This window comes from Corynebacterium neomassiliense (genome assembly GCF_900626215.1).
In the GTDB taxonomy this organism is placed as follows: Bacteria; Actinomycetota; Actinomycetes; order Mycobacteriales; family Mycobacteriaceae; genus Corynebacterium; species Corynebacterium neomassiliense.
Genome location: NZ_LR131106.1, coordinates 2,148,705 through 2,172,543, shown reverse-complemented (window position 1 = coordinate 2,172,543; position 23,839 = coordinate 2,148,705). Strand labels below are relative to the sequence as shown.

Sequence of the window (23,839 nt, the reverse complement as noted above, 5' to 3'; positions counted from 1 at the left end):
CACGGGCCCTGGCGTCCTGCATCCGACAGGGCGCCGCCCTACTCGGCACGTCGCTTCGCCAGGTTCCGCTTCACCAGCGGCCACAGCACGACCACGACAGCGGTGGCCACGAGACTGGTCCACACCTGGGTCCGGCTGGAATCCTCCATGACCATGACCACGAATATTCCGATGACACCGAGGATGAGCAGAATGTTCATCCACGGGTACAGAGGGGCCTTCATCTCCAGGGAGTTGACCTCCTCCGGAGTCATCTTCCGGCGCATGTTCCAGTGGGTCGCCGCGATGATGACGTACACGAAGAGGGCGACCAGGCCCGAGGAGTTCATGATGAAGTCGAAGATGCCGGTGTTCGGGAACGCGAAGTTCACGATGGTCGCAGCCACGCCGCCGACGGTGGAGGCGATGAGAGCCAGCACCGGGACACCGTGACGGGTCCGCACCGTGACGGCCTTCGGGGCGAATCCCTGGTCACCCATCGCCGCGAGCATGCGGGACGCCGAGTACAGGCCCGAGTTCAGCACCGACAGTACGGCGGTGAAGATGATGAGCTGCATGACCGTCGCCGCGCCGGGCAGGCCGAAGAGCTCGAAGACGTAGGTGAACGGCGCCGAGGCGACGTCAGTCGGCTCAGGCAGTTCGTCCCAGGGGACGATCATGACGATCAGTGCGACTGATCCGACGAAGAACAGCAGGATGCGCCACACCACGGTGTTCGTCGCCCGCTTGACCGACTGGCCCGGGTCCTCGGACTCGGCGGCGGCCATGACCGCGATCTCGGTACCGAAGTAGGCGAAGATCACGATGGCGACACCGGTGAAGGCCTTGCCGATACCGTTGGGGGCGAACCCGCCCTCGTCCCAGAGGTTCTGGACGGAGAAATCGGAGTTCGGCCACAGGCCCAGTGCGAACAGGGTGCCCGCGACGAGGAAGACGACCACGGCGATGACCTTGATCCCGGCCAGCCAGAACTCGATCTCACCGAAACTGCGCGTCGACACCGCGTTGGAGGCGACGAACACGGCCAGCAGTATCAGCGACCACGCCCAGGTCGGCACGGCACCGAACCACCCGTGCATTGTCTCGCCGCCGATGACCGCCTCATAGGCCAGCACGCCGACCCAGAAGTACCAGTACAGCCAGCCGACGAGGTAGGACGCCCCGTCGCCGAGACCTTCGCGGGCGTAGTCCATGAAGGACCCCACCGCGGGACGGTGTGCGGCCATCTCGCCGAGCATCTTCATCGCCAGGTAGACCAGGAGACCACCGAGCAGGTACGAGACGATCGCAGCGGGGCCGGTCGATCGGATGATGTTGCCCGAGCCGATGAAGAGGCTCGAACCGATGATGCCGCCGAGCGCGATGAGGGTGACGTGCCTGTTGCGCAGTTTCGTGGCGTTCTGCGTTCGGGCGAGGCTTTTCTCCGGGTCGCTGCCCGGGTGTGCCCCGGGTTGCTCTCCGGGAACGGTGGAGCTTCCGGCTGAAGAGGCCATGGTGGTTCCTTTGTCTGTTCTGGTGTTGTGGGTGGATCAGTTGAGTGCGATGTACCGGGTCTCGAGGTATTCCCCGATTCCTTCGGCACCTCCCTCACGTCCGAAGCCGGACTGTCCGACGCCGCCGAACGGGGCCGCGGCGTCAGAGATGGCGGCCCGGTTGATCCCGACCATTCCGGCGTCGAGGTTCTCAGCGAAGTACCGGGCCGTCTCCTCGGACGCGGTGAACCCGTAGGCCGCCAGTCCGAACTCGGTGTCGTTCGCTGCGGCGACCCCCTCCTCGAGAGTGGGGAAGGTCGTGACTGTGGCGACGGGACCGAAGATCTCCTCGTGGAGGATCCGGGCGTCAGCGGGGACGTCGGTGAGCACGGTCGCCGGGTAGAAGTTGCCCGGGCCCTCCGGGACGACGCCACCGGTGGTGACCGTCGCACCCCGGGAGACAGCGTCGTCGACGAGGGCGGCGATGCGGTCACGCTGCTTCGCGGTGATGACCGGTCCCAGCGTGGTTCCCTCGTCGAGTCCGTGACCGGTGACGACGGCGTCCATCGCGGCGGTGAGTCGCCCGGTGAACTCCGCGGCCACGGGAGCGGCGACGAGGAAACGGTTCGCGGCGATGCACGCCTCTCCCCCGTTACGCATCTTCGCCTGCATGGCGGCGGTGAGGACGAGATCGAGGTCGGCGTCCTCAGCCACGACGAAGGGGGCGTTGCCGCCGAGCTCCATCGAGGTGCGCAGCAGCCTGTCAGCGGACTGCCGGACAAGCAGGCGCCCCACCGGGGAGGACCCGGTGAAGGTCACCTTCCGCAGCCGCTCGTCGGCCATGAGGGTCTTCGAGATGTCGGCGTCCCTGGTGGACGGGAGGATCGACACGAGTCCGTCAGGGGCCCCGGCCTCGGTGAACGCCTGCGCGAGAACCTCGCCGAGCAGGAGCATGGTCAGCGGGGTTTCGGCGGCGGGTTTGACGATCACCGGGCATCCGGCGGCGAGCGCCGGGGCGATCTTGCGGGTCGCCATCGCCAGGGGGAAGTTCCACGGGGTGATCGCCAGCACCGGGCCGACCGGGCCGCGGGTCACGAGGATGTGACCGTTGCCGTTCGGGGAGGTGGCGAAACGGCCCGGGATGCGGACCGCTTCCCCGGCGAACCAGCGGAAGTAGCTGTTGCCGTAGGTGACCTCCCCGTACGCCTCCGCCAGGGGCTTGCCCATCTCCAGGGTCATGGTGACGGCGAAGTCGTCCGCGCGTTCCCCGATGAGCCCGAAGATTCGGGTCAGCACGTCCGAGCGCGCCTGGGGCGAGAATCCCGCCCACGCCTTCTGCGCCTCGACTGCCCTGGTCAGGGCGGTCAGGGCGTCATCGACGGTGGCGTCGGCGACGGTCGCGATGACCTCACCGGTGGCAGGGTCGCTGACATCGAAGGTGGCGCCGTCAGAGGCGTCGACGGGGGTCAGCCCGGACCAGATCTGGGTGGGAAGGTCGGCGGGCAGCCGGGTGCCGATGACTGTCATGGGTCAGATGTTCTTCCGGATCGCCTCGGCGAGCACCGTCAGGCCGTCACGCAGCAGTGCCTCGCCGATGACCAGCGGGGGCAGCAGGCGGATGACATTGCCGTTGAGACCGCAGGTCAGGGTCAGCAGGCCGGCGGCCTGGCAGTCGGCGACGATCTTCTTCACGGTCGCACCGTCGGCGTGGCCGTCGGCGTCGACGAACTCCAGGGCGAGCATGGCGCCACGGCCACGGACCTCGGCGACCCGGCCGCCGGTCTCGGTGACGAGCGGCTCGAGGATCTCGCGGACGACCGTCTCAATTCCGCGGGCCCGGCCGGCGAGGTCGAGCTCCTCCATCTGGCCGAGGGCGGCGAGGGCTGCGGCGCAGGCCACCGGGGAGCCGGCGTAGGTGCCGCCGAGGGAACCGGGGCCGGGGGCGTCCATGATCTCTGCGCGGCCGGTGACCGCGGACAGCGGCATACCGCCGGCGATGCCCTTTGCGGTGGTCATGACGTCCGGGATGACGTTCTCGTGGTTGACCGCGAACCAGTCACCGGTGCGGCACATGCCCGCCTGGATCTCGTCGGCGATGAAGACGACACCGTTGGCACGGCACCATTCGGCGATCGCGGGGAGGAAGCCCTCGGCCGGGACGACGAATCCACCCTCGCCCTGGATCGGCTCGATGACGACGCAGGCGAGGTTGTCGGCGCCGATCTCCTTCTCCATCTGCCAGATGGTCTTCTCCGCGGCCTCCGGGCCGGTGAGACCGTCGTGCAGCGGGTAGCTCATCGGTGCACGGTAGACCTCGGAGGCGAAGGGGCCGAAGCCGTCCTTGTAGGGGACGTTCTTGGCGGTCATGGCCATCGTGAGGTTCGTACGGCCGTGGTATGCCCGGTCCATCACGACGACCGCGTTGCGGCCGGTGTAGTTCCTGGCGATCTTCACCGCGTTCTCGACTGCCTCGGCGCCGGAGTTCAGCAGCACGGTCCGCTTCTCGTGGTCACCCGGGGTGATCTCGTTGAGCTTCTCGGCGACAGCGGTGTAGGCCTCGTACGGGGAGGTGGTGAAGTTGGTGTGGGTGAAGTGTCCCACCGCCTCACGGACCGCTTCGACAACTGCGGGGTTGGACGCGCCGACGCTGGTCACGGCGATACCGGACGCGAAGTCGATGAAGGAGTTGCCGTCGGCGTCGACGAGGACGCCACCGTCGGCGTCGACGATGTACGCCTTGAGTGCCGGGGCGATGCCACGGGCCACGGAGGCGGAGGTACGGGCGGCCAGGGCGGCGGACGCCGGTCCGGGCAGCTGGTCGGTGACGATCTTCCGTTCCTGCGGGAGGCGGGTGGTCAGATCGGTGAGGTCGGTCATGGAATGCTCCTCATGTTCAGCGGTGTTCAGCGGTGTTGATCGATGGTGATCGATGTGCTGCCGCGGTTTCAGCCGGTGCCCCGGACCGGATTCACCAGGGGGACCGCCGGCGTTCACCGGACGGTCACCGGGATGGATACACCGGTGCGGTACCGCAGATCATGATGGTTGACAGGATGTGTTCCTGCTCATGGCCCGACTGTCGAAGATGTCCTCTGATTTTGTACAGTCAGTCCATGCCCGATGATCTGCCCACCCTCCGGCTGCCCTGGTTGTACGCACAGCACAATCTCGATCTGCGCCCCCTCGTGCCGGCCACCCCCGACCGGGGATTTACCGTGGTCCAGCCCACGGAACTCACCGATCCGGGGGAGTTTCTCGCCCCGCAGGCCGTCGTCCTGACCGTCGGGGTGGCACTGTCCCGGGAGCACGGTCCCTTCCCCGCATACATCGACCGGCTGGCCGACGCGGAGGTCACCGCAGTCGGCTTCGGAACCGGACTGTTCTACCCCCGCGTCCCCCCCGAACTGGTCGACGCCGCCCGCCACCGGGGTGTCGCCCTGTTCGAGGTCCCCCGCAGCACCGCCTTCATCTCCATCCTCAACACCGTCCAGGCAGAGAGGACCCGCCGTGCCCGACTGGACCAGGAACACCTGATCAGCACCCAGGAGCAGCTCTCCACCGCCGCCGTACGGGGAGGCGTCACCGCCCTGATCACCGACACCGCCTCCCACCTCGCGGCGGCCGTGGCAGTCACCGACAACGACGGCCGCGTCCAGGGACGGTGCGACCGGACGACCGCCGACGGTGTGCGACTGTGCGCGGTGGACGCCGCGAAGAACGCCGCGCTGAACAACCACAGCAGCGCCGACCACCGGGTGTCCCGCGGCCCGGGGCGTCCTGACCTGTGGCGGATCACCCAGCGCATGACCCTCCAGGGTGAACGGGTGCACTTCATCACCGTGCTCGCCGACCACCCGTTCACCACCCACGACCGTTCCGTGCTCAAACACGCCGCCGGACTGGCTGACATCCTGCTGCAACGGCCCGCCTACCTGCGACGGGAGCGTACCGAACTGAACTCCCTGGCCCTGCGGCTCCACCTGGGTCTCGGAGGGTCCGGAACCTCAGGGGGACAGATCCTCGACCAGGCCGCCGACGGCGACGGACTGGTGCGCCCCACCGTCGTCGCCGCAGACAGGGTCGCCGACCTGGACAAGGCCCGGGCGGAGGCGGACCGCACCACCGCCCGGGGAGGACGCCACCTCGTCACCACCAGGCTGGAGACATCCACCGCAGTTTTCCTCTTCCGCGGCTCACGGGCGGTGGAGGACATCGCCGGCACCTTCGGAACCGCACGCCCACGGGTGCGCATCGCGGTGGGGGAACCGGTGGAATGGGAGAAACTGACACTGGAACGGGTGAGGCGTCTGGAAACCGCCGCCAGGACGCTGACCCCCGGGTCGGTCGTCGGCCCCTACGGTGCGGGCACCGACTGGCTGGACCGGCCGGCGGTGCGCGAGGCCCTGGACCTGCGCGCCTCGGAGACGGTGGACAGGATCACCGCCGCCGGACGCAGCCCGGAGGAGGGGAGGGAGCTGATGCAGACACTGGAGACCTGGCTGCGGTCCGGCGGAAAGGCGGCGGCGACGGCGGAGACCCTGGGAGTGCACCGGCACACGGTGAGGACCAGGCTGAACCGGATCGCCGAAGCCTGCGAGGTCGACCTGGACGATCCTGTGGTGCGGGCGGAGCTGCTGCTGGTGACGGTGACGCGGCGCTGAGGCCGGGCCTGTCCGGTCAGCCCAGAAGCGTGAGGGTACGGGCGACCAGGGCGTCCAACCCCCACTCGAACGGCAGGTCAGCGTAGGGGTTGGGGACGCCGGAGCGCGGCGGAACCGCATCATCCCCTCCGCCCGCGCCGGCGGTGAACGCCTCCGTTTCCCCGCCGGCGGTGAACGCCTCCGTTTCCCCGCCGGCGGTGAACGCCTCCGTTTCCCCGCCGGCGGTGAACGCCTCCGTTTCCCCGCCGGCGGTGAACGCCTCCACCACCGCGCGGAAGGTCGGGGCGTCGGACTCCTCCGGTGCGGAACTGAAGATCCCGGCCGGGGCGTGCGCGTCCATCGCCGAACCGTAGAGGAAGGACTCGAAGGCGACGATCACCGGAACCACCCGGGCAGAGGGGACGCCTGCGGCGAGCAGTCCGGCCGCCACGGTGTCGTACATCCTGCGGGTCTCCGGCGCACCGGTCACCGGCATCGTGGCTATCAGGGGGACGAGCGAGGGGTAGTCGGCGAACACCTGCCGGTACGACCGGGACCAGTGGCGCAGGGCCTCGGCGAGCCGGACGGCCCTCTCCTCCGGCGCGGCCGCCCCGACGTCCGTGAAACCCTGCGCGTCCACCCGGGACATGACGGCGTCCTGCACCGAGGCGAGCAGTTCAGCCTTGTTGGCGATGTGGTTGTAGAGGGAGGACACCGACACCCCCAGACGGCCTGCGAGTGTCTTCATCGTCAGCCCGTCGATACCGTCCGCCGTGACGATGTCCAGGGCCGCGTCTGCGATGAGTCCCCCGCTGAGAAGAGGTTTCGCCGGACGACCGGCGCGGCGGCGGACACCGGGGTCGGAGGACGGGGAGCGGGGGCGTCGGTTCATGTCACAAGGATTTTACAGAGGAACCCTCCCCATGCGCCTGTCGGAACTGTACAGTCCTCCAACAAACGAATGCCGTTCTTTTTAGAGAGGAAAGTCGTACATGGCCACCACCGCAGCACCAGCCGCAGAAACGGCGACCGACGTCACCGAGATCACCGACGTCGTCGTCATCGGAGCCGGCCCCGCAGGACTCACCGCCGCATACACGCTGGCGAAAGCAGGAAGAAGAGTCACCGTCATCGAAGCCCGGAACCGTGTCGGCGGACGCACCTGGAACGGGACAGTCCTCGACGACCGTGGCCGGGAACACTTCATCGAGATCGGCGGACAGTGGATCTCCCCCGACCAGACCCGCCTCAGCGCACTCGTCGACGAACTGGGACTGGAGACCTTCCCCCGGTACCGCGACGGACAGTCCGTCTACATCTCACCCGACGGCACCCGCCACACCTACACCGGCGACCGGCTCCCCGTCTCCGACCACACCCGGGAGGAGACGGAGAAGCTCATCGCCCTCATGGACGACCTCGCCGAAGAGGTCGGTGCCGAAACCCCGTGGGCGGCGGCCCGCGCCGAGGAACTCGACACAGTCGCCTTCCGCACCTGGCTGCACCGGCACTCCGACGACCGGGAAGCCATCGACAACGTGTCCATCTACGTCGCCTCCGGGATGCTCACCAAACCCTCCTACGCCTTCTCCACCCTGCAGGCGGTGCTCATGGCAGCCTCCGCCGGTTCCTTCTCCAACCTCGTCGACGAGAACTTCATCCTCGACCGACGCGTCATCGGCGGAATGCAGACAGTTTCCGTCCGGCTCGCGGAGAAGATCCGCGAACTGGGAGGGCGCATCCTCCTGGAGACCCCGGCACACCAGATCGACTGGCATGACGTCGACCCGGACACCGCCGACCCTCTCAACGGCATCCCCGCGGACGTACGCGACGGCGTCAGCGGCAACGGCAGCAGCGGTTCAGTCACCGTCCACGCCACCGGGCCCGACGGCGAGGTCACCGTCCACGCCACCGACGCGGTGCTCGCGGTACCCCCGAACCTCTACAACCGGATCCGCTTCGTGCCCCCGCTGCCACGCGAACAGCACATCGCCCACCAGCACATCTCCATGGGACTCGTCATCAAGGTCCACGCCGTCTACGACACCCCCTTCTGGCGGGAGGCGGGCCTGTCCGGCACAGCTTTCGGCGGAGGACGCCTGGTGCAGGAGGTCTACGACAACACGAACTACGGTCCCTACGGTCCGGACGGGACCACCGCCGAGGACCCCTTCGGCACCCTCGTCGGATTCGTCTCCGACGTGAACGCAGAACAGATGTGGGCACTCCCGGAAGAGGAGCGACGTCACCGGATCCTGTCCGCCATGGCCGAGTACCTGGGACCGCAGACCATGGAACCGGTGGCTTTCTACCTGTCCGACATGGCGGCCGAGGAATGGACCCGCGGCGCCTACGCCACCAGCTACGATCTCGGCGGCCTTCACCGGTGGGGCCACCTCCAGAACCGGCCCACCGGACCGGTGCACTACGCCTGCTCCGACATCGCCGCCGAGGGTTACCAGCACGTCGACGGCGCCGTGCGCCAGGGTGAGGCAGCGGCCCTGGCCGTCCTCGCCGCGCAGGATGCCGTACAGCACACCGGGCAGCATGCCGGGCTGCATGCCGGGCAGGGCGACAGGCAGTACTCATGACCGGTCCGTCACAGACCCGCCACCGTGCCCCCGTCGTCGTCGGGTACTCTGCCACCGCCACCGGCAGGGACGCCCTGTCACTGGGAATCGCCGTCGCCCGCCGGCAGAACCTCAACCTCCACCTCGTGCTCGTCGCCCCCGAGGACACCGGCTACTCCCCCGCCCACGGGTACGACCGCAGCTATGACGACATCCTCACCAGCCAGCTCGAACAGTGGCTCACCGACGCCCTGGGCACGGTGCCCGCCGACGTCACCGCCTCCGGACACCTCGTCCGCGCCGTGGACGCCGCCGAAGGCCTGCTCGCCGCCGCCCGGACCCTCGACGCCGGACTGCTGGTCATCGGGGCCCGCTCCGGCGGCCTGCTGCGCCGCCATCGCCTCGGACCCATGGCGTCGACCCTTCTGCACGCCTCCCCCGTCCCCGTCGCCCTGGCACCCACCGGCTACAGCTTCACCGGCCCGTTGGGCCGGGTCACCACCATGTTCGGAGGACGCCCCGGAGGAACCGACGTCATCGCCGTCGGACTGGAGACCGCCCGCGACCGCGACATCCCGCTGCGCCTGGTCTCCCTCGTCATGGTCGACGAACCCGACGGAGACACCGACCCGACCGTCGACACCGCCGCGATCAACATGCAGGTCATCAACGAGGTGTACAGCGAAGCCACCGGACGCCTCGCAGCCGAAGCCGCCGACATGGTCTCGGCAGGCACGGCCACCACCGTCATCGCCACCGGACGCTCGGTCACCGACGCCCTGCACGAACTCGACTGGAGGGACGACGAGATCGTGCTCGTGGCGTCCTCCCGCCTGGCCGCCCACGGACACCTCTTCCTCGGCAAGACCGCCACGAAAATGATGCGCACCACCCCGGTACCGGTCGTGGTCATCCCCGCCGACTACACACACCCTGCGAACAGGAGTGACAGTGAGTGACAACGGAAAAGGTCTCGCCGCCGGCAAGATCGGCGTCCTCGGTGCCGTCGTCGTCGGCATCTCCTGTATCGCCCCCGCCTACACCCTGACCTCCGGGCTCGGCCCCACCATCTCCGAAGTCGGCACCCAGGTGCCCGGCATCCTGCTGCTCGGCTTCCTGCCCATGCTGCTCATCGCCTTCGGCTACCGGGAACTCAACAACCGCGTCCCGGACTCCGGCACCTCCTTCACCTGGGCGACGAAAGCCTTCAACCCGTGGGTCGGCTGGATGGGAGGATGGGGACTCGTCACAGCGACCGTCATCGTCCTGTCCAACCTCGCCGCCGTGGCCGTCGACTTCTTCTACCTGCTGCTGTCCCAGGTGTTCGACAACCCGGACATCGCCGACCTCACGACGAACCTGTGGATCAACATCCCCACCACCCTCGTCTTCATCACCGTGGCGGCGTGGGTGGCCTACCGGGGAGTCGAATCCACGAAGAACCTGCAGTACTGGCTCGTCGGCTTCCAGCTCGTCGTACTCACGGGCTTCGCCGTCGTCGCCCTCGCCCAGGCGGACAAGGGCACCAGCTTCGACCCCACCGACGTTGAGCTCTCCTGGTTCAACCCCTTCGACATGGACGCCACGGGCTCCTTCTCCACCGTCGCCGCCGGAGTCTCACTGTCGATCTTCATGTTCTGGGGCTGGGACGCCACCCTCACGATGAACGAGGAGACGAAGGACCCCCGACGCACCGCAGGCAGGGCCTCCACCATCGTCGTCCTCGTCATCATGGCGGTCTACGCACTCTGCGCGGTCGGCGTCATCGCCTGGGCCGGAACCGGAACCGGGGGCCTCGGCGCCGGAAACCCCGACAACCAGGAGTCCATCTTCGCCGCACTGGCCGACCCGGTGCTCGGCAAGTGGGGCATCCTCATGTCCCTGGCGATACTCAGCTCCTCCTTCGCCTCCCTGCAGTCGACCATGATCTCCCCGTCCCGGACGCTGCTGGCGATGGGCTACTACAAGGCCCTGCCACCGTCCTTCGCGAAGATCAGCCCCAGGTTCCGTACCCCGTCCACCGCCACAGTGATCTCCGCGGCCGCCGCCGGAACCTTCTACACCGTCACCCGTCTCGTCAGTGAGAACGCCCTGTGGGACACGATCAGCGCACTGGGTCTGATGATCTGCTTCTACTACGGGATCACCGCCGTCGCCTGCGTCTGGTACTTCCGCCACGAGATGTTCGACTCCCTGCGCAACATGCTCTTCATGTTCCTGTTCCCGCTGGCCGGAGGCCTGGTACTGCTGGTGATGTTCTTCTACACCGCCGTCGACTCCCTCGACCCGTCCTACGGTTCGGGGTCGTCCATCGGCGGTGTGGGGATGGTCTTCATCCTCGGTGCGGGCGTCCTCATCCTCGGTGTCGTGGTGATGCTCTGGGTGAGGCTCCGTGACCCGTCATTCTTCCGGGGAGAGACACTCCTGCACTGTCACTCGCGGTCGGAGGCGGATTCCGCCACCGGGGACGCCGGGGGCGCCGGGTCCTCCCGTGAAGAGGTTCCCGACCGCCCGGTCACCGAACTGGTGGTGTCCCCGGTATCCGCACCGCCCACCGGTGCCGGCCCTGCCAGCCCTGCCAGTCCTGCCGATACCGGCAACCACGTCAGCCACGTCAACCACGTCACATCCACCGATTCTGAGGAGTAACCATGACCACCCATTCCCCTTCCACCGCCTCCACCACCTCCGCTGCCTCTGCGTCGTCTGGGCCGTCTGCGTCGTCTGGGCCGGTGTACCGGGCCGTCAACCCCGCCACCGGCACCACCACCGCCACCTACCCCCACCTCACCGACACCGAACTGGCCGGCATCCTCGACACCGCCGCGGCAGCCGCAGCAACCTGGCGGGCCACCCCCGTCACCCACCGCGCCGCCGTGGCCGCCCGCATCGCCGACCTGCTGCGCCGACACGCCCGGGAACTCGCCGCCACCGCCACCGCCGAAATGGGCAATCCCCTCGGCGAAGCCGTCGGCGAAGCGGAATTCTCCGCCGACATCTTCACCTACTACGCCGACAACGGCCCCTCCCTCTGCGCCGACCGGGTCCTCGACGACTCCGACACCTCCCGCACCGTCATCCAGCACCGCCCCGTCGGCGTCCTGCTGGGCATCATGCCGTGGAACTACCCCTACTACCAGATCGCCCGGTTCGTCGCCCCCAACCTCGTCGCCGGCAACACCATCGTGCTCAAACACGCCGAATCCGTCCCCGGCTGCGCCCTGGCCATCGAGAAGATCATCCACCAGGCCCTACGCGACACCGGCCACCCCGAAGCGGTGTACACCAACATCTTCGCCACCCACGACCAGATCAGCACCGTCATCAACGACCCCCGGGTCCAGGGGGTGTCACTGACCGGGTCGGAACGCGCCGGCGCCGCGATCGCCGCCCAGGCCGGCGCCGCGCTGACCAAAGCCGTCCTCGAACTCGGCGGATCCGACCCCTACGTCATCCTGTCGACCACGGACGTGCACGCCGCCGCCGCCGACGCGGTGGCCGTACGCCTGGAGAACACCGGACAGGCCTGCAACTCCAACAAGCGCATCATCGTCGCCGACGACATCTACGACCGGTTCGTCGACGCCGCCGTCGACATCGTCTCCGGGCTCAGCCCCCGCGATCCCGCGCAGATCAGTGACTACACCGCCGGGCGCGCCTACGGTCCGCTGCCGTCGCAGCGGGCGGCGCAGGGCCTGCTCGACCAGCTTGACCGGGCCGTCGCCGCCAGGGCGACGGTGCATGTCGGCGGCACCCGGGTCGGCGGCGCGTTCGCCGACGGGTTCTACGTCTCCCCGGCGGTGGTCACCGGGATTCCGGTGGGTTCGCAGATCTACTACGAGGAGTTCTTCGGCCCGGTCGTCACCGTGTACCGGGCAGGTTCGGACGCCGAGGCCCTGGCCCTGGCCAACAACACCCAGTACGGGCTGGGGTCGACGGTGTTCGCGGTGGAACCGGGCCGGGCCGAGGCGTTCGCCGAGGGACTCGACGCCGGGATGACCGGGGTCAACCAGTCCGCCCCGGAGACTGAGGGGATGCCGTTCGGCGGGGTGAAACGCTCCGGGTACGGTCGTGAACTCGGCCCGTTGGGTATCGACGAGTTCGTCAACAAACGCCTCTACTCCGTAAAAAAATAACCCACAGGGGCACGGGGAGCGGGGTCAGGAAACCAGGTCAGAAGATGCCGTGGTCGTGCAGGGCCTCAGCATCGGCGGGTACCTCGGTGACGGCGTCCCACATCTCGGTGAGCACACCGTCACTGAGATGCCAGAGCTCCGCATAGGAATGACGCACCCCGGCCACTGACCCTTCCGAGTGCGTGAGGACGAACTGCCCGTCCGCGACAGTGCGGTGGATCCTGTCGTAGACCAGACCCTGCCCCTCCGCCTCACACCGGCCAGAATCCTGTCTCTCGGCCAGGGCTCCGAGCTTCTCACCAAAAAGGTAGGCGCCGAAATACAGCAGGCCGGTAAAAATGACGCCGATGACCGCACACACGCCGACCGCGCCGGCAGCCCAACACCCACCACGACCGTCAGTTCGGCGCTGTACCGGGGACAGGGGTCAGTGACTGCGGCGGGAGTCGGCCCCACCCGCAAAAAAACTCGTGGAAAATACGCGAAGAATATGGCGGCTGTGACGGGGGAAAAGTGACACCGGCGTGGCGGAACCTCTCCTGCTCTGATCTTCTTAGTGAGCGTCAGAAGTGGTCGACGTACCGTGCGGGGACAGGATACGCCGAGGATGAGCGTGTGTTCGAGAAGTCGAGAAGGAAGGCCCATCAGAAAGTCTTGGGGAGGGGTCATTCAGCACGAATAGCAGCACCGAGCACGACGGACACCGAGTCACGGATCATCATCGACATTTGCTCTCCACGAAGCTGCTCATATGACATGGTATTCACGAACCCCCAGGGGACTTACCACGGATCCTGGTGTTATCCGAGACCACCATGGGGAGGTCCATCTACCCTACAGCCGAATGAGACTCCTCTGCTGATGTAATTGCAGAATTGACGCTACCACTGTAGACCACCAGTACAGAAAGATCGCCGCCATCTCGTCTGAATCAGAAACTTCAAGCCTCACGCAGACAAATCCGTTCATCGCCAGGAGCACTGTCGTTGACGTACCGCACACTTGGAAACAGTCCGAGTACTTCGCTGTCCGCGAGATACGGGCGTCAACCTCACTGTAATTCATCGAGACCGGCCGACAGTACTGCACCTGCCGGGCACGTCACCGCTACCCGGTCGACGAACAGCTGGGCGAAGCTCGTGCGTCGGCAGATCTCACGGTTAGTCAGGATGGCAAGTGCAGTCACGCTCTCGCTCTTCTGCCTATATTGGCAGTGGCCCTACCCTCGTTGAGTGGACACCCGATTTAGCGGGATCCGTCCCGCACGAGAGGATGTCACCATGACCGACAACACCGCTGGCCGGCGACCACGGCGAAACTTCAGCCCGGAATACAAACACGAAGCCGCCCGACTGGTGATCGACACCGGACGCACCATCGCCGAAGTCGCCCGCGAACTCGGCGTCGGTGCCCAGACCTTGGGCAAGTGGGTCGCCACCGAACGCGCTAAAGACGCCGGTGAACCCACCGGTGAGCTGGACCTGGATGAACGCGCCGAACTCAAACGACTGCGCCGCCAGGTCGCTGATCTGCACAAGGACAATGAGTTTCTGGGAAAAGCAGCAGCCTTCTTCGCTGCCAAGCAGCCACCGACGAACGGTTCGAACTGATGGCGCAGGAGAAGGCGAATTACGAGGTCACCCGTATGGCCCGCCTGCTGGGAGTGTCCCGGTCTGGGTTCTATGCCTGGGCGGCCAGGCAAGCGAGAGAACCATCGCCCAGACGCCGTGAGCGCGACGACCTCGACGCGAAGGTCCGGACGGTGTTCACCGAGTCCGACGAGGTCTACGGCGCTCCCCGGGTGCATGCCCAGCTGGCTCGTGAGGGGACGGTCGTTGACCGCAAGACCGTGGCGAAGTCGATGCTGCGCCAGGGCTTGGAGGGGATCAGTCCCAAGAAGTTCTCCCCGGTGACCACGCTGCCTGGTGTCAACACCCACGCGATCCCCGACCGGGCACGACGTTGCTGGGACAAAGGCGGGCTCGACCGGTGCTGGATTTCCGATATCACCTATCTGCGCACCGGTGAAGGCTGGGTGTATCTGGCGGCGGTCACCGACGCGCATTCCCGGCGGATCATCGGCTGGGCGATGGACACCCACATGCACACTGACCTGGTGGAACGAGCCCTGCGTATGGCCCACACGATACGCGGTGAGCTGCCCGTTGATGTGGTGTTCCACGCTGATCGTGGGTGCCAGTTCACCAGCGAACAGATGCACCGGGTGTGCCAGGACCTGCAGGTACTGCAGTCAATGGGCCGGACCGGGGTGTGTTGGGACAATGCGATGGCCGAGAGTGTGTGGGCGACGCTGAAGACCGAGTTCTACGACCGGTACACCTGGCACACGCGGGCCGAGGCTCGGCAGGCTGTGGCCCGCTGGATTGAAGTGGTCTACAACCGACGACGGCTGCACTCGTCGCTGGGGTATGTGCCGCCGGTGGAGTTCGAAATGAATCTGTTCAACAAACCTGCTGCTGAGGAACCTGAGGCAGCTTAGTTACCTGTCCACGATTTGCGGGCAAGGCCACAGCTATCGCGGCGGTGAAAGCATAGACGTAGGTCACGCTGATGTGGATCGCAACTCGGTGAACATAAGACCCCTGCGGGTTAATCGGCTCTTCGCGGTTTGGAGTGCGTAGATAGCTGAAGGGTGGGACCCGGTGTGGCACAACATGTAGAGGCCCTGGCCGGTACAAGATGAGAGTTGCGAAGCCTTCATCTGACCGAACCAGGACCCTACAATGCACACTACTGGCAACCTCGTCGCCGATACCATCTGCCGCACCGCAGAACTCGGCCTGACAATTACCGATGCTGCCGACGCCGGCACCTTCACCATCATCGACGCCGACCCGGTAGCGGTGGTCGACTCCTGCCCGGACTGCAGGGAGCCTGGGGTGAAGCGGGATCATGTTCAGCGTCGACTCGTCGACCTGCCGGTCGTAGGTTTCCCCACCCGACTCCACGTCCGGGTACCACGATTCACCTGTCCCAACACGCGGTGCACCAGGAGAATCTTCCAGCCCTCACTGGCCTGTGCTGACGACAGGGCAAAACTCACCCACCGGGTGACCCGCTGGATCCTCCAATGCCTCGCGGTCGATCGGATGAGCGTGTCCGCCACCGCCAAAGCCCTGGGCGTGGGTTGGGAGCTGGTCAACAGGATTGCTGTCGATGCCGTCCGTGATCTGGTCTACGCTGACTCGGCGCATCTAGACGGGGGGCGGATTCTCGGGGTCGACGAGCACGTGTGGAAACACACCCGCCGGCCCGGCGAGCCCTCCTCGATGGTCACGGTGCTGGTGGACCTGACTCCACTGGTCGATGGGCACGGGCCGGCACGGCTGATCGACATGCGGCCTTCGGCGCAGCGCAGATGTCCTGAGAACCTGGCTGCAGCAACGCGGCCAACAGTTCCGTGACCAGGTGTCGGTGGTGACGATGGATGGGTTCGCTGGCTATGCCACGGCCGTGGACCACGCCCTTCCGGCGGCGCGGAAGGTCATGGATCCGTTCCACATCGTGCACTTGGCCGCCGACAAGCTCACCGGGTGTCGGCAACGCCTGCAGAGGGAAACCACCGGGCGACGCGGAAGGAAGGATGATCCGCTGTACAAGCACCGCCGGAGTCTGCTGACCAGGACGAATTATCTCACCGACCGGCAGAAACAACACCTGGAGCTGCTGTGGGACACCGACGACGACTACGTCGCCCTGCAGGTCACCTGGGATTTCTACCAGGACGTCATTGCCGCGTACTCGCATCCGCGCAGGACCGAGGAAAAGAAGTTGATGAAACGCCTGATCAACACTCTGCGCAAGGGACTGCCGAGCGGACTGGAGGAGCTTGCACAGTTCGGCCGGACACTGTGGAGCCGCCGTGATGACATCCTGGCGTACTTCGACATCGGAGCGTCCAACGGTCCGGTCGAAGCCATCAACGGCCGGTTGGAGCATCTGCGTGGCATCGCCCTGGGCTTCAGGAACCTGGACCACTACATCTTGAGGTCACTGATCCACTCCGGACAGCTTCAGGACCGAATCAACGCACTGTGAATCGTGAAGAGCCACTTATCTGATACTAGATTATTTACCGGCGCGAACGTCATGGCTCCAATTGGTTGATTCAGCGTTGTGAAACCGTGAGGTGTATCCATCCATCCCTCTCGGGATCCACCGGCGCCAATCATAGATCGGAGGACCCCATGGTAGCGAATATCCAGAGTAAAGGTACCAGACAGGTGTGTTTTCGGTGTAATTACCAGCTTGCTTGCATTATATCGATCTTTTGAAGTCCTGTAGAAGGCCGATTCCTCGCCATCTACAACCACCGAATCTACCGTTAATCCAAGCAAGTCCAGCTCTATTTTGTCGACTTTACTCTTAGTAAGTCTTCCCTGAAGTAGTGCTCGGGCAACAATTGATCTGTCGTTTTCACGGTACTTTAGGTTTAATGCATAGCTATCAATGTCTATATTCTCGTCCCCCATGCTCGGAAATAAATCATCTGTTCCACTGTAATTAGTTTGAGGAGCAGAACACGACGCAATAAGGAGAGAACATACAAGAGAAGCGGCGGCCGCTGCCCTGCCCACCGTCGGAAGACACATAAACTTGGAGTTGTTTGTCCTGTTCACCCACACATTATCCCGCTAACGGCGTGATAGGGAGTCGTACTCAGAGATGATATAGCCTCATGCCTAGGGATGATTACCGCGGTCGCCACAGAGTATGGGACATTTCACGACCCTGGTATAGAATTGTCAAATACTTTCCCGGCTCTTCGCAGTTCACAGTGCGTTGATCCGGTCCTGCAACTGTCCTGAGTGGATCATCGACCGCAACATGTAGTGACCCAAGTTCGAAGAACCCCAGGCCGATACCCCGCAGGTGCTCCAACCCTCCGTTGATTCAGGCCTCGACCAGCCCGTCGGATACCCCGACGTCGAATCACGCGACGATGTCCAGCCGCCGGCACCACAAAGCTCTGCGCACCACAAAGCTCTGCCTAGCTGCACCAACCCCTCCAACCCCGCAGACAGCCCCTTACCCAGCATGGTGACCACCTGACCCATCAGCTTCCTGCCCCGGGACCTGTCCGGCTGACCGTACGCGCCGATCAGATCCTGCTAGAAACTGCCAGGTGACCTGCAACGCGACCTAGACATCATCGGTGTCCCACAGCAGCTCCCGCCGTTGTCTCTCCCACGCAGTAAGGAAGCCCGACCCGGCCAACAACGCCCGACGGTACTTGCACAACAGATCATCCTTCCTCCCGCGCCGGCCACGTGGTTTCACACCGCAACCGTTGCCGACACCCAGTGTGTTTCGCTACGGTCAGGTGGACGACATGGAACCTAGCCCATGACCTTCCGCGCGGTCGGCAAGACGTGGTCGACGGCGGAGGCCGTCTCCGGTGACCCGGTGCCACTCGTCACGAGCTCGACGGTGTCCCGGAAGTCCGACTCACGGTCCTGCACCCGGGTGTCCAAGACGTCCGCACTGCGCCGAAGACCGCATGTCGACCAGGCGTGCCGGGCCTGACCCGTCGCCCAGTGGGATCAGATCCACCAGCACGGTGACCATCGACAACGGCACACCGGGCCGGCGGGTACGCTTCCCGCACGTGCACGGCAACCCCGAGCATCCGCACCCCGGCCAGGTGCGACGGACCGGCGGAGACAACATCGCGGGCGGCGGTGACCGCGATGTTGGTGACCAGTGCCCAACCCACCCCGAGGGCCTTGACGGTCGCCGCGACACTCATCCTGTCGACGACGAGGCGTCGCAGGATCCAGCCGGTCACCCGGCGGGTCAGTTTCGCTCCGTCGTCGGCGCACGGCAGGGAGGTCTCGAAGATCTTCCTGCCGCAGGCGGGGTCGGTGCAGGTTAAGCGGGAACCTCGGACGTCCAGGCAGGTGGGCAAACCCACGACCGGCAGATCAACGAGTCGACGTCGGATGCGGAACCACTTCACCCCAGGCATCGCACAGCCCGGGCAGGCGTCGACCACATCCACCGGGCAGGCGTTGATGACGGTGAGGGTGCCCGCGTCGGCGGCGTCGGTGATCGTCGGGCCGAGTTCTGCGGTGCGGCGTGAAAAGTGTCGGCGACGAGGTTGCCGGTAGGGTGCACGGCAGGGTCCTGGTTCCCCTCAGATGAAGGTGTGGTGACTCTCATCCTGTACCGACCAGGGCCTCTTCATGTCGGCACACCGAGCCCCACCCCGGATCCCCATCACGGCTCAGCTACGCACTCCCAAACACGAAGAGCCACTTTTCCACGCAGCATACACTCAACAGTTCGTTTTTACTCTACGGCCGGAGAGTACAGAATAGCGATCGAATTCTGACGGAAAGAATGTGGGGTGAGATGTCCAGGTCAAAGGTAGCCTGGACGGTGGTCTACTGCCGTTCGGGTTGTCTATCACGAGGGCTGGTGGCAGCGAAATGCCACGGCCACCAGATACGATCTCCGAGGATCTGCGTGACTGCTGGCACCAAGAATGAACGGACAAGGAATGTGTCGATCAGCACCCCCACGGAAATAATAATCGCGAGTTGCACCAGGAACTGGATCGGGACGACCAACAGTGCTGCGAAAGTAGCCGCCAGGACAATCCCCGCGCTGGTGATCACCCCGCCTGTACTGACCAGACCGCGACGGACACCGGCGGGAGTACCATGCACCATAGATTCTTCTCTGACCCGGGTCATCAGGAAGATATTGTAGTCTATCGCCAGTGCTACTAGAAACACGAAAGCGTACAGGGGCACCGAAGGATCTGAGCCGTTGAAACCTACAAGCACAAAGACTGCCGCACCGATACCCAGAGCTGTTCCGAAGCTCAGCACTGTAGATACCAACAGCACCAGTGGTGCCACGACTGCTCGGAGCAATAGGGCCAGCATGGCCGTGATCACGAGGAGTACCACCGGTATGATGACGTTCAGATCGGAGACTGCAGTCTCCTTCGTATCCAGCTCCGTGGCGGTTGTACCCCCAACCTTGGCACCATAGTCACCCACTGCGTCCCGAATCTCCCGGACAGTGTCTTCTGCAGCGTCAGAGTACGGAGAGTCAACTAGGGTGACCTCAAGAAGTACCTGTCCGTCCACCACCGGATGGTCTGACTCGTCCCCACTACCCAGAGACTGGACGCCATCCAGGCGGGCGACCGCGTCACCGACGGTTTCACTGTACTTCTGGGGAACGAGAATGTAGGTCGGGGCACCTGTTCCTGCAGGGAAGTGAGTGTCGAGTGTGGTTTGCCCGTCTCGGGCATCGCTGTCCCCGATCACGTAGTCACTGGTCGGGACGCCATTCGCGTCGAGAGCTACCAGGCCCGCGCAGCCAGCGACGAGCAGCAGACCCACCCCGGCAGCGATGCGGCGGGGAGCGCGTTCCACAACATCAGCGATTCTCCACCATATGTTTCTTGACTCAGTAGAGATTTCTATTTTTGTGTCCAAATCTTGTTCGGTGCATCTGGGTACCTTCGGCCAGAAAGCTTTTCTTCCTGCCAGCCCGAGGACGGCAGGAATGAACGTCAGCGAGGTGAAGAAAGCTGCAGCTATCCCCACGGCTGCCACGGGACCAAGGCCGGCGTTTGATGCCAGATCCGAAAAGAGAAGGCATAGCAGACCCGCAATCACTGTGGCTGCTGAAGCCAGTACTGGTCGCCAGGTTCCTCGTATGGCTGCTGCAGTTGCGGTCCAGGAGTCGGCGTGTCGGCCCAGTTCCTCCCGAAAACGCGCTGTATAGAGCAGACCGTAGTCAGTGGCCGCACCGATCACAAGTATGAAGAGGATTCCCTGTATCTGTCCGTTGATCATCACCGCTCCGGATCTGGCCAACGCGACGTTGACCAGAACTGCAGCGCACAGGGCGACCATTGAACTTAGCAGGACTATAAGTGGGAGAAAAGGAGACCTGTAGACAAATACGAGAATCACAAGAACAGAAGCTACGGCCACTAGAAGGAGTACCCCATCGATCCCGGAGAAGGCCTCCGCGAGATCTGCACTGAACCCCGCAGGTCCGGTCACCTGTGCCTGCAGCCCCTCGGGCAGAAGTGATCCCATTTGGGCACGAAGCACTTCAACGGCGTCTGCCGACGCCGCAGACTCAGGGGGAACGACAACGATCTGCGCCGCCTGACCGTCCTCTGACGGTATCGCGGGACTCACCTCTGTACCGGACGTGTCGGTACCCCTGTCCACTGCGGCCGCAATCTGGGCGGGGATGTCGCCCAGTGAATCGGCGTTGACCCTGCCCCCGTCGGTGTCCGAAGTGACCACAACTATCGCAGGTGCCGATCTGGAGTCTTGAAAGTCCCCCAGCCTCTCGCTGACCACGGTTGATTCAGCCGACTCAGGAAGGAAGGAGGACTGGTCATTAGTGGCGACATCGCCTATGTCACCGAACCTTGGCCCTCCTAGAGCGGCCACACTCAGCCACAGCAGGATGATTAGTCCGGCAAGAACACGGTTCCTGTAGGAGCTGACTGGCGGAGCTTCTGACATCGTGCACTCTCCTACGCTGACGATGCTGTTCCACAAGAATGCCAGAAACAGCTTCTACGGGGGCAGAACCACACCAGGTCGGAGCGCGATGAATGCTGCGACTGCGAGCGGACCACCGAGGTTACCGGCAGCGCTCGGGCGGGTCCCCGGCGGTCCCTGAGCCTGCTCCGACGGTCGTCGACCCCCGGCGACTTCAGACTCATCCGAAGCCGTGTCCGAACGGATCCGTAGCCGCCCGGAGCGATCGCCCGGATGCCCGCCACGTACGAGGTTCCCTGTACCTGCCCCCTGCAGGCTCCACGCTCCACCGCGGTGATGACGGGCCGCCCGTCCCCCGCAATCCTGCCAGCACACGTCCGTGAGAGTCAGACAGAGGATTGTGCTCCCATAGTGTTTGTTCGATTGCCCACCGCAGGTGGACCCTGACTCCGTTCTGCGTCGGGGTGTCGGCCATTCCCTTTCACGAACACCACTGACGCAGTGACGCCGAGTGCGAAGTCCAATCTGAACAGACTCCTGCCGAGGGTCACGCCGGCCACCACCTCGCTGATCGACCCGAGCAACGGTGGTCTACTCGCAGAGACTTCAGAGCGGGTACAGCGACGGTGAACGAGCTTGGAGGACACCATCCGGACAGCTGTACCGTGGCAATCGGGTCCACTACCCCAGGTCAGCGGTGCCTGATCTCTGCGTTCTACACCCTCCGGGACGCACCACCGGTGCCTCACCCACGAAGATCACTGTCACCCAACGGTGGCGGAGTGTGCGCGGTCGTACGATGCCGACATTAAGAGCTCCACGTCGGTCACCGGATCCGCCCGGCCCCGACGCACTCGGTCCCGTCCCTGCCCCCGGCTGCCCGTTGCCCCACGCAGTTGGCCACGGAGGGTGTGATACTCCCGCTGACAGCGTAAGGTCCGAGGTAACGATCTTGTCTACGCATAGGGGTTCTCCATGGGCGCACTCTCTCCATATCACCTGCTCATAGTGGTTATCGTTCTCATCTTGTTATTCGGCTCCTCGCGCCTGCCGGACACGGCACGGTCCCTGGGCAGGTCGATGCGCATCTTCAAGTCAGAGATGTCCGAGATGAAAAAAGATTCTCTGCCGACGTCGGTCGGCGAATCACCCGACCAGAAGAACCGCACCACTGACCAGAACACGACCTAGACAGGTGGTACCAAAAAATCGCATGAACCCTCAATGGTCGCGGTTATGAATGCAGCTCTTTCGTGGATTTTTCAACAACATCGCCAATAGTATTTTTCTTCTATCGTTTCCCGCTGCGGCAGAAAAAATGAGGCACCATGTGGTTTTTACATTAAGAAAGTTGCGTCCGATGAATTAGGTCATTTCGAGAACCTGCACCAGTCGAACCAAACGATATCCACAAGAAGTGCGTGATCATGACTTCCGAGAATTCACCCGACCGTTCGTGGTTGCCCATGTCTGATCACAGTTCACCGGACCGTCCACCGTTCCCCGTGGTCGGCACCATGGTCGCACTCGCTGGTGCAGTTATCCTCACTCTGGGGGTGGCAGGGTGGGGCTCTTGGAGGGAAGAGCTCGCCAGTCAGCACATCATCGTATCCCAGGAGGGGAGATTCTTCCCCGGCCAACCAGTGGACGGCCCCTTAAGCGCATTCTCCCAGGCCGAGGTGGTCCAGACACATTTGCTGGAGGAAACTGACGGGACCCCGTTCGCGCATGTGTCAGAGAATGACCCACACAAGATACTTAGCATCGAGAGCACCCTCACAAGGACTTATCTCCTCTCAGCAGTGATGGGTTTTGTTATGAGCGGAGTGGCAGTTTTAGGCGGGGCGACGTTGACCGCGATCGGCGTGACTTCTGCGACTCGGCGTTCACCGAACCGGGACCGCTGAGTGAAACCAGAATTCTGACCGTGGAAGGCTCGTGAGGACCATCCTCGAGAATCCTGTGTTCTGGTTGTGCAGGTCGCCTGAGAGACCGCCCTCGTCTACACCACTGTGGTAGCCCTGAACCTGGACAGCAGGCAGTCGTTGCTCCAGATGGCCCGGAGGAAGCCCCAGCTGAAGCTACGGTGCTTTCCGCATCCTTCACTGTCATGTGCCCCGCCGATGGTCGCATCCAGGCTGCGCGCAACGGCGCCACCCCTCCGATACGCCGCTGTTCGAACAGGTTGCGCCGTAACACTCGAACACGGGATTTCCGTGTCCGGTGCCTGCGCCATGATGCTCACCGTGTCCTACGGAGAGACCAGACCTCCGACCGCCACCAAGCACCACGGACACTCCGGGCAGGCCGGTGTTCATGTCGCCGGCTGCCCGGGTCACCTGACTTCATGACCTTCCGACCGGACCGGACGTCTGTGACGACGGTCACCCACACGAAATGAGACGTTTCATGACCTCCACTCCCCCCTTCCCACAGGACCCCCCTGCCTCCTATACACACCTGACGCTGCCGACCAAGAACATAGTGTAGATCTCGGCGGCCGCCGCACCA

The 23,839-nt window shown here is 64.6% G+C and carries 14 protein-coding genes and 2 pseudogenes; 8 read left to right on the top strand and 8 right to left on the bottom strand.

The features are described 5' to 3' along the window. Nucleotides 1-38: 38 nt before the first annotated feature. The 3 genes from E0E18_RS09555 to gabT are packed head-to-tail and all read right to left on the bottom strand — an operon-like array spanning nucleotide 39 to nucleotide 4,349. Nucleotides 39-1,493 (bottom strand): amino acid permease, encoded by a 1,455-nt coding sequence (locus E0E18_RS09555; RefSeq protein ID WP_237559724.1) that lies wholly within the window; start codon nucleotides 1,491-1,493, stop codon nucleotides 39-41. Nucleotides 1,494-1,529: 36 nt separating this feature from the next. Further along, on the bottom strand, nucleotides 1,530-2,999 hold the full coding sequence (locus E0E18_RS09550; RefSeq protein WP_130840494.1) for an NAD-dependent succinate-semialdehyde dehydrogenase: 1,470 nt from the start codon (nucleotides 2,997-2,999) through the stop codon (nucleotides 1,530-1,532). Between the two features lie 3 nt (nucleotides 3,000-3,002). Beyond that, a complete protein-coding gene (gene gabT, locus E0E18_RS09545; RefSeq protein WP_130840492.1) occupies nucleotides 3,003-4,349 on the bottom strand; it encodes a 4-aminobutyrate--2-oxoglutarate transaminase in 1,347 nt (448 codons plus the stop codon). Nucleotides 4,350-4,585: 236 nt separating this feature from the next. On the opposite strand from gabT, the gene E0E18_RS09540 reads away from it, so the two are divergent. After that, entirely contained in the window at nucleotides 4,586-6,133 is a 1,548-nt protein-coding gene (locus E0E18_RS09540; protein WP_130840490.1) for a PucR family transcriptional regulator, read from the top strand. A gap of 16 nt (nucleotides 6,134-6,149) precedes the next feature. Here the strand turns inward: E0E18_RS09540 and E0E18_RS09535 are convergent, their stop codons facing one another. Further along, a complete protein-coding gene (locus E0E18_RS09535; RefSeq protein ID WP_130840488.1) occupies nucleotides 6,150-7,004 on the bottom strand; it encodes a TetR/AcrR family transcriptional regulator in 855 nt (284 codons plus the stop codon). 100 nt (nucleotides 7,005-7,104) lie between these two features. On the opposite strand from E0E18_RS09535, the gene E0E18_RS09530 reads away from it, so the two are divergent. From E0E18_RS09530 to E0E18_RS09515, 4 genes are read left to right on the top strand one after another with little or no spacing between them, the layout of a single operon-like run. After that, entirely contained in the window at nucleotides 7,105-8,706 is a 1,602-nt protein-coding gene (locus E0E18_RS09530; protein WP_066585168.1) for a flavin monoamine oxidase family protein, read from the top strand. After that, the gene (locus E0E18_RS09525; RefSeq protein WP_110482290.1) at nucleotides 8,703-9,644 is read left to right on the top strand and encodes a universal stress protein; all 942 of its coding nucleotides are present in this window, start codon (nucleotides 8,703-8,705) and stop codon (nucleotides 9,642-9,644) included. The genes E0E18_RS09530 and E0E18_RS09525 overlap by 4 nt, the downstream gene beginning before the upstream one ends. Then, entirely contained in the window at nucleotides 9,631-11,334 is a 1,704-nt protein-coding gene (locus E0E18_RS09520) for an APC family permease (RefSeq protein WP_419866048.1), read from the top strand. Before E0E18_RS09525 ends, E0E18_RS09520 begins: the two co-directional genes overlap by 14 nt. Nucleotides 11,335-11,336: 2 nt before the next feature. Next, nucleotides 11,337-12,821, top strand: a complete 1,485-nt coding sequence (locus tag E0E18_RS09515; RefSeq protein ID WP_130840486.1) for an aldehyde dehydrogenase family protein — start codon at nucleotides 11,337-11,339, stop codon at nucleotides 12,819-12,821. Nucleotides 12,822-12,858: 37 nt separating this feature from the next. Here E0E18_RS09515 and E0E18_RS14015 read toward each other — a convergent pair whose 3' ends face one another. After that, a complete protein-coding gene (locus tag E0E18_RS14015) occupies nucleotides 12,859-13,182 on the bottom strand; it encodes a hypothetical protein (protein WP_202616717.1) in 324 nt (107 codons plus the stop codon). Nucleotides 13,183-14,101: 919 nt separating this feature from the next. Here E0E18_RS14015 and E0E18_RS09505 point away from each other — a divergent pair. Then, a protein-coding gene (locus tag E0E18_RS09505; protein WP_130839360.1) for an IS3 family transposase occupies nucleotides 14,102-15,321 on the top strand; the annotation gives its coding sequence in 2 pieces (ribosomal slippage) (nucleotides 14,102-14,372 and nucleotides 14,372-15,321; 1,221 coding nt in all). 244 nt (nucleotides 15,322-15,565) lie between these two features. Then, a pseudogene (locus E0E18_RS09500) lies at nucleotides 15,566-16,880 on the top strand (ISL3 family transposase). On the opposite strand, the gene E0E18_RS09495 reads toward E0E18_RS09500, so the two are convergent. The 3 genes and pseudogenes from E0E18_RS09495 to E0E18_RS09485 form a co-directional block, all read right to left on the bottom strand. Then, nucleotides 16,856-17,314, bottom strand: a complete 459-nt coding sequence (locus tag E0E18_RS09495) for a gluzincin family metallopeptidase (protein ID WP_130840484.1) — start codon at nucleotides 17,312-17,314, stop codon at nucleotides 16,856-16,858. The pseudogene E0E18_RS09500 and the gene E0E18_RS09495 sit on opposite strands and share 25 nt — an antisense overlap. A 300-nt stretch (nucleotides 17,315-17,614) precedes the next feature. Beyond that, a pseudogene (locus tag E0E18_RS14570) lies at nucleotides 17,615-18,959 on the bottom strand (transposase). A gap of 269 nt (nucleotides 18,960-19,228) precedes the next feature. Continuing rightward, a complete protein-coding gene (locus E0E18_RS09485) occupies nucleotides 19,229-21,349 on the bottom strand; it encodes an MMPL family transporter (RefSeq protein ID WP_130840482.1) in 2,121 nt (706 codons plus the stop codon). A 954-nt stretch (nucleotides 21,350-22,303) separates the two neighbouring features. Between E0E18_RS09485 and tatA the strand changes: the two genes are divergently transcribed. Further along, nucleotides 22,304-22,519, top strand: a complete 216-nt coding sequence (tatA, locus tag E0E18_RS09480) for a Sec-independent protein translocase subunit TatA (protein WP_078057289.1) — start codon at nucleotides 22,304-22,306, stop codon at nucleotides 22,517-22,519. The last annotated feature ends 1,320 nt before the right edge of the window (nucleotides 22,520-23,839 follow it).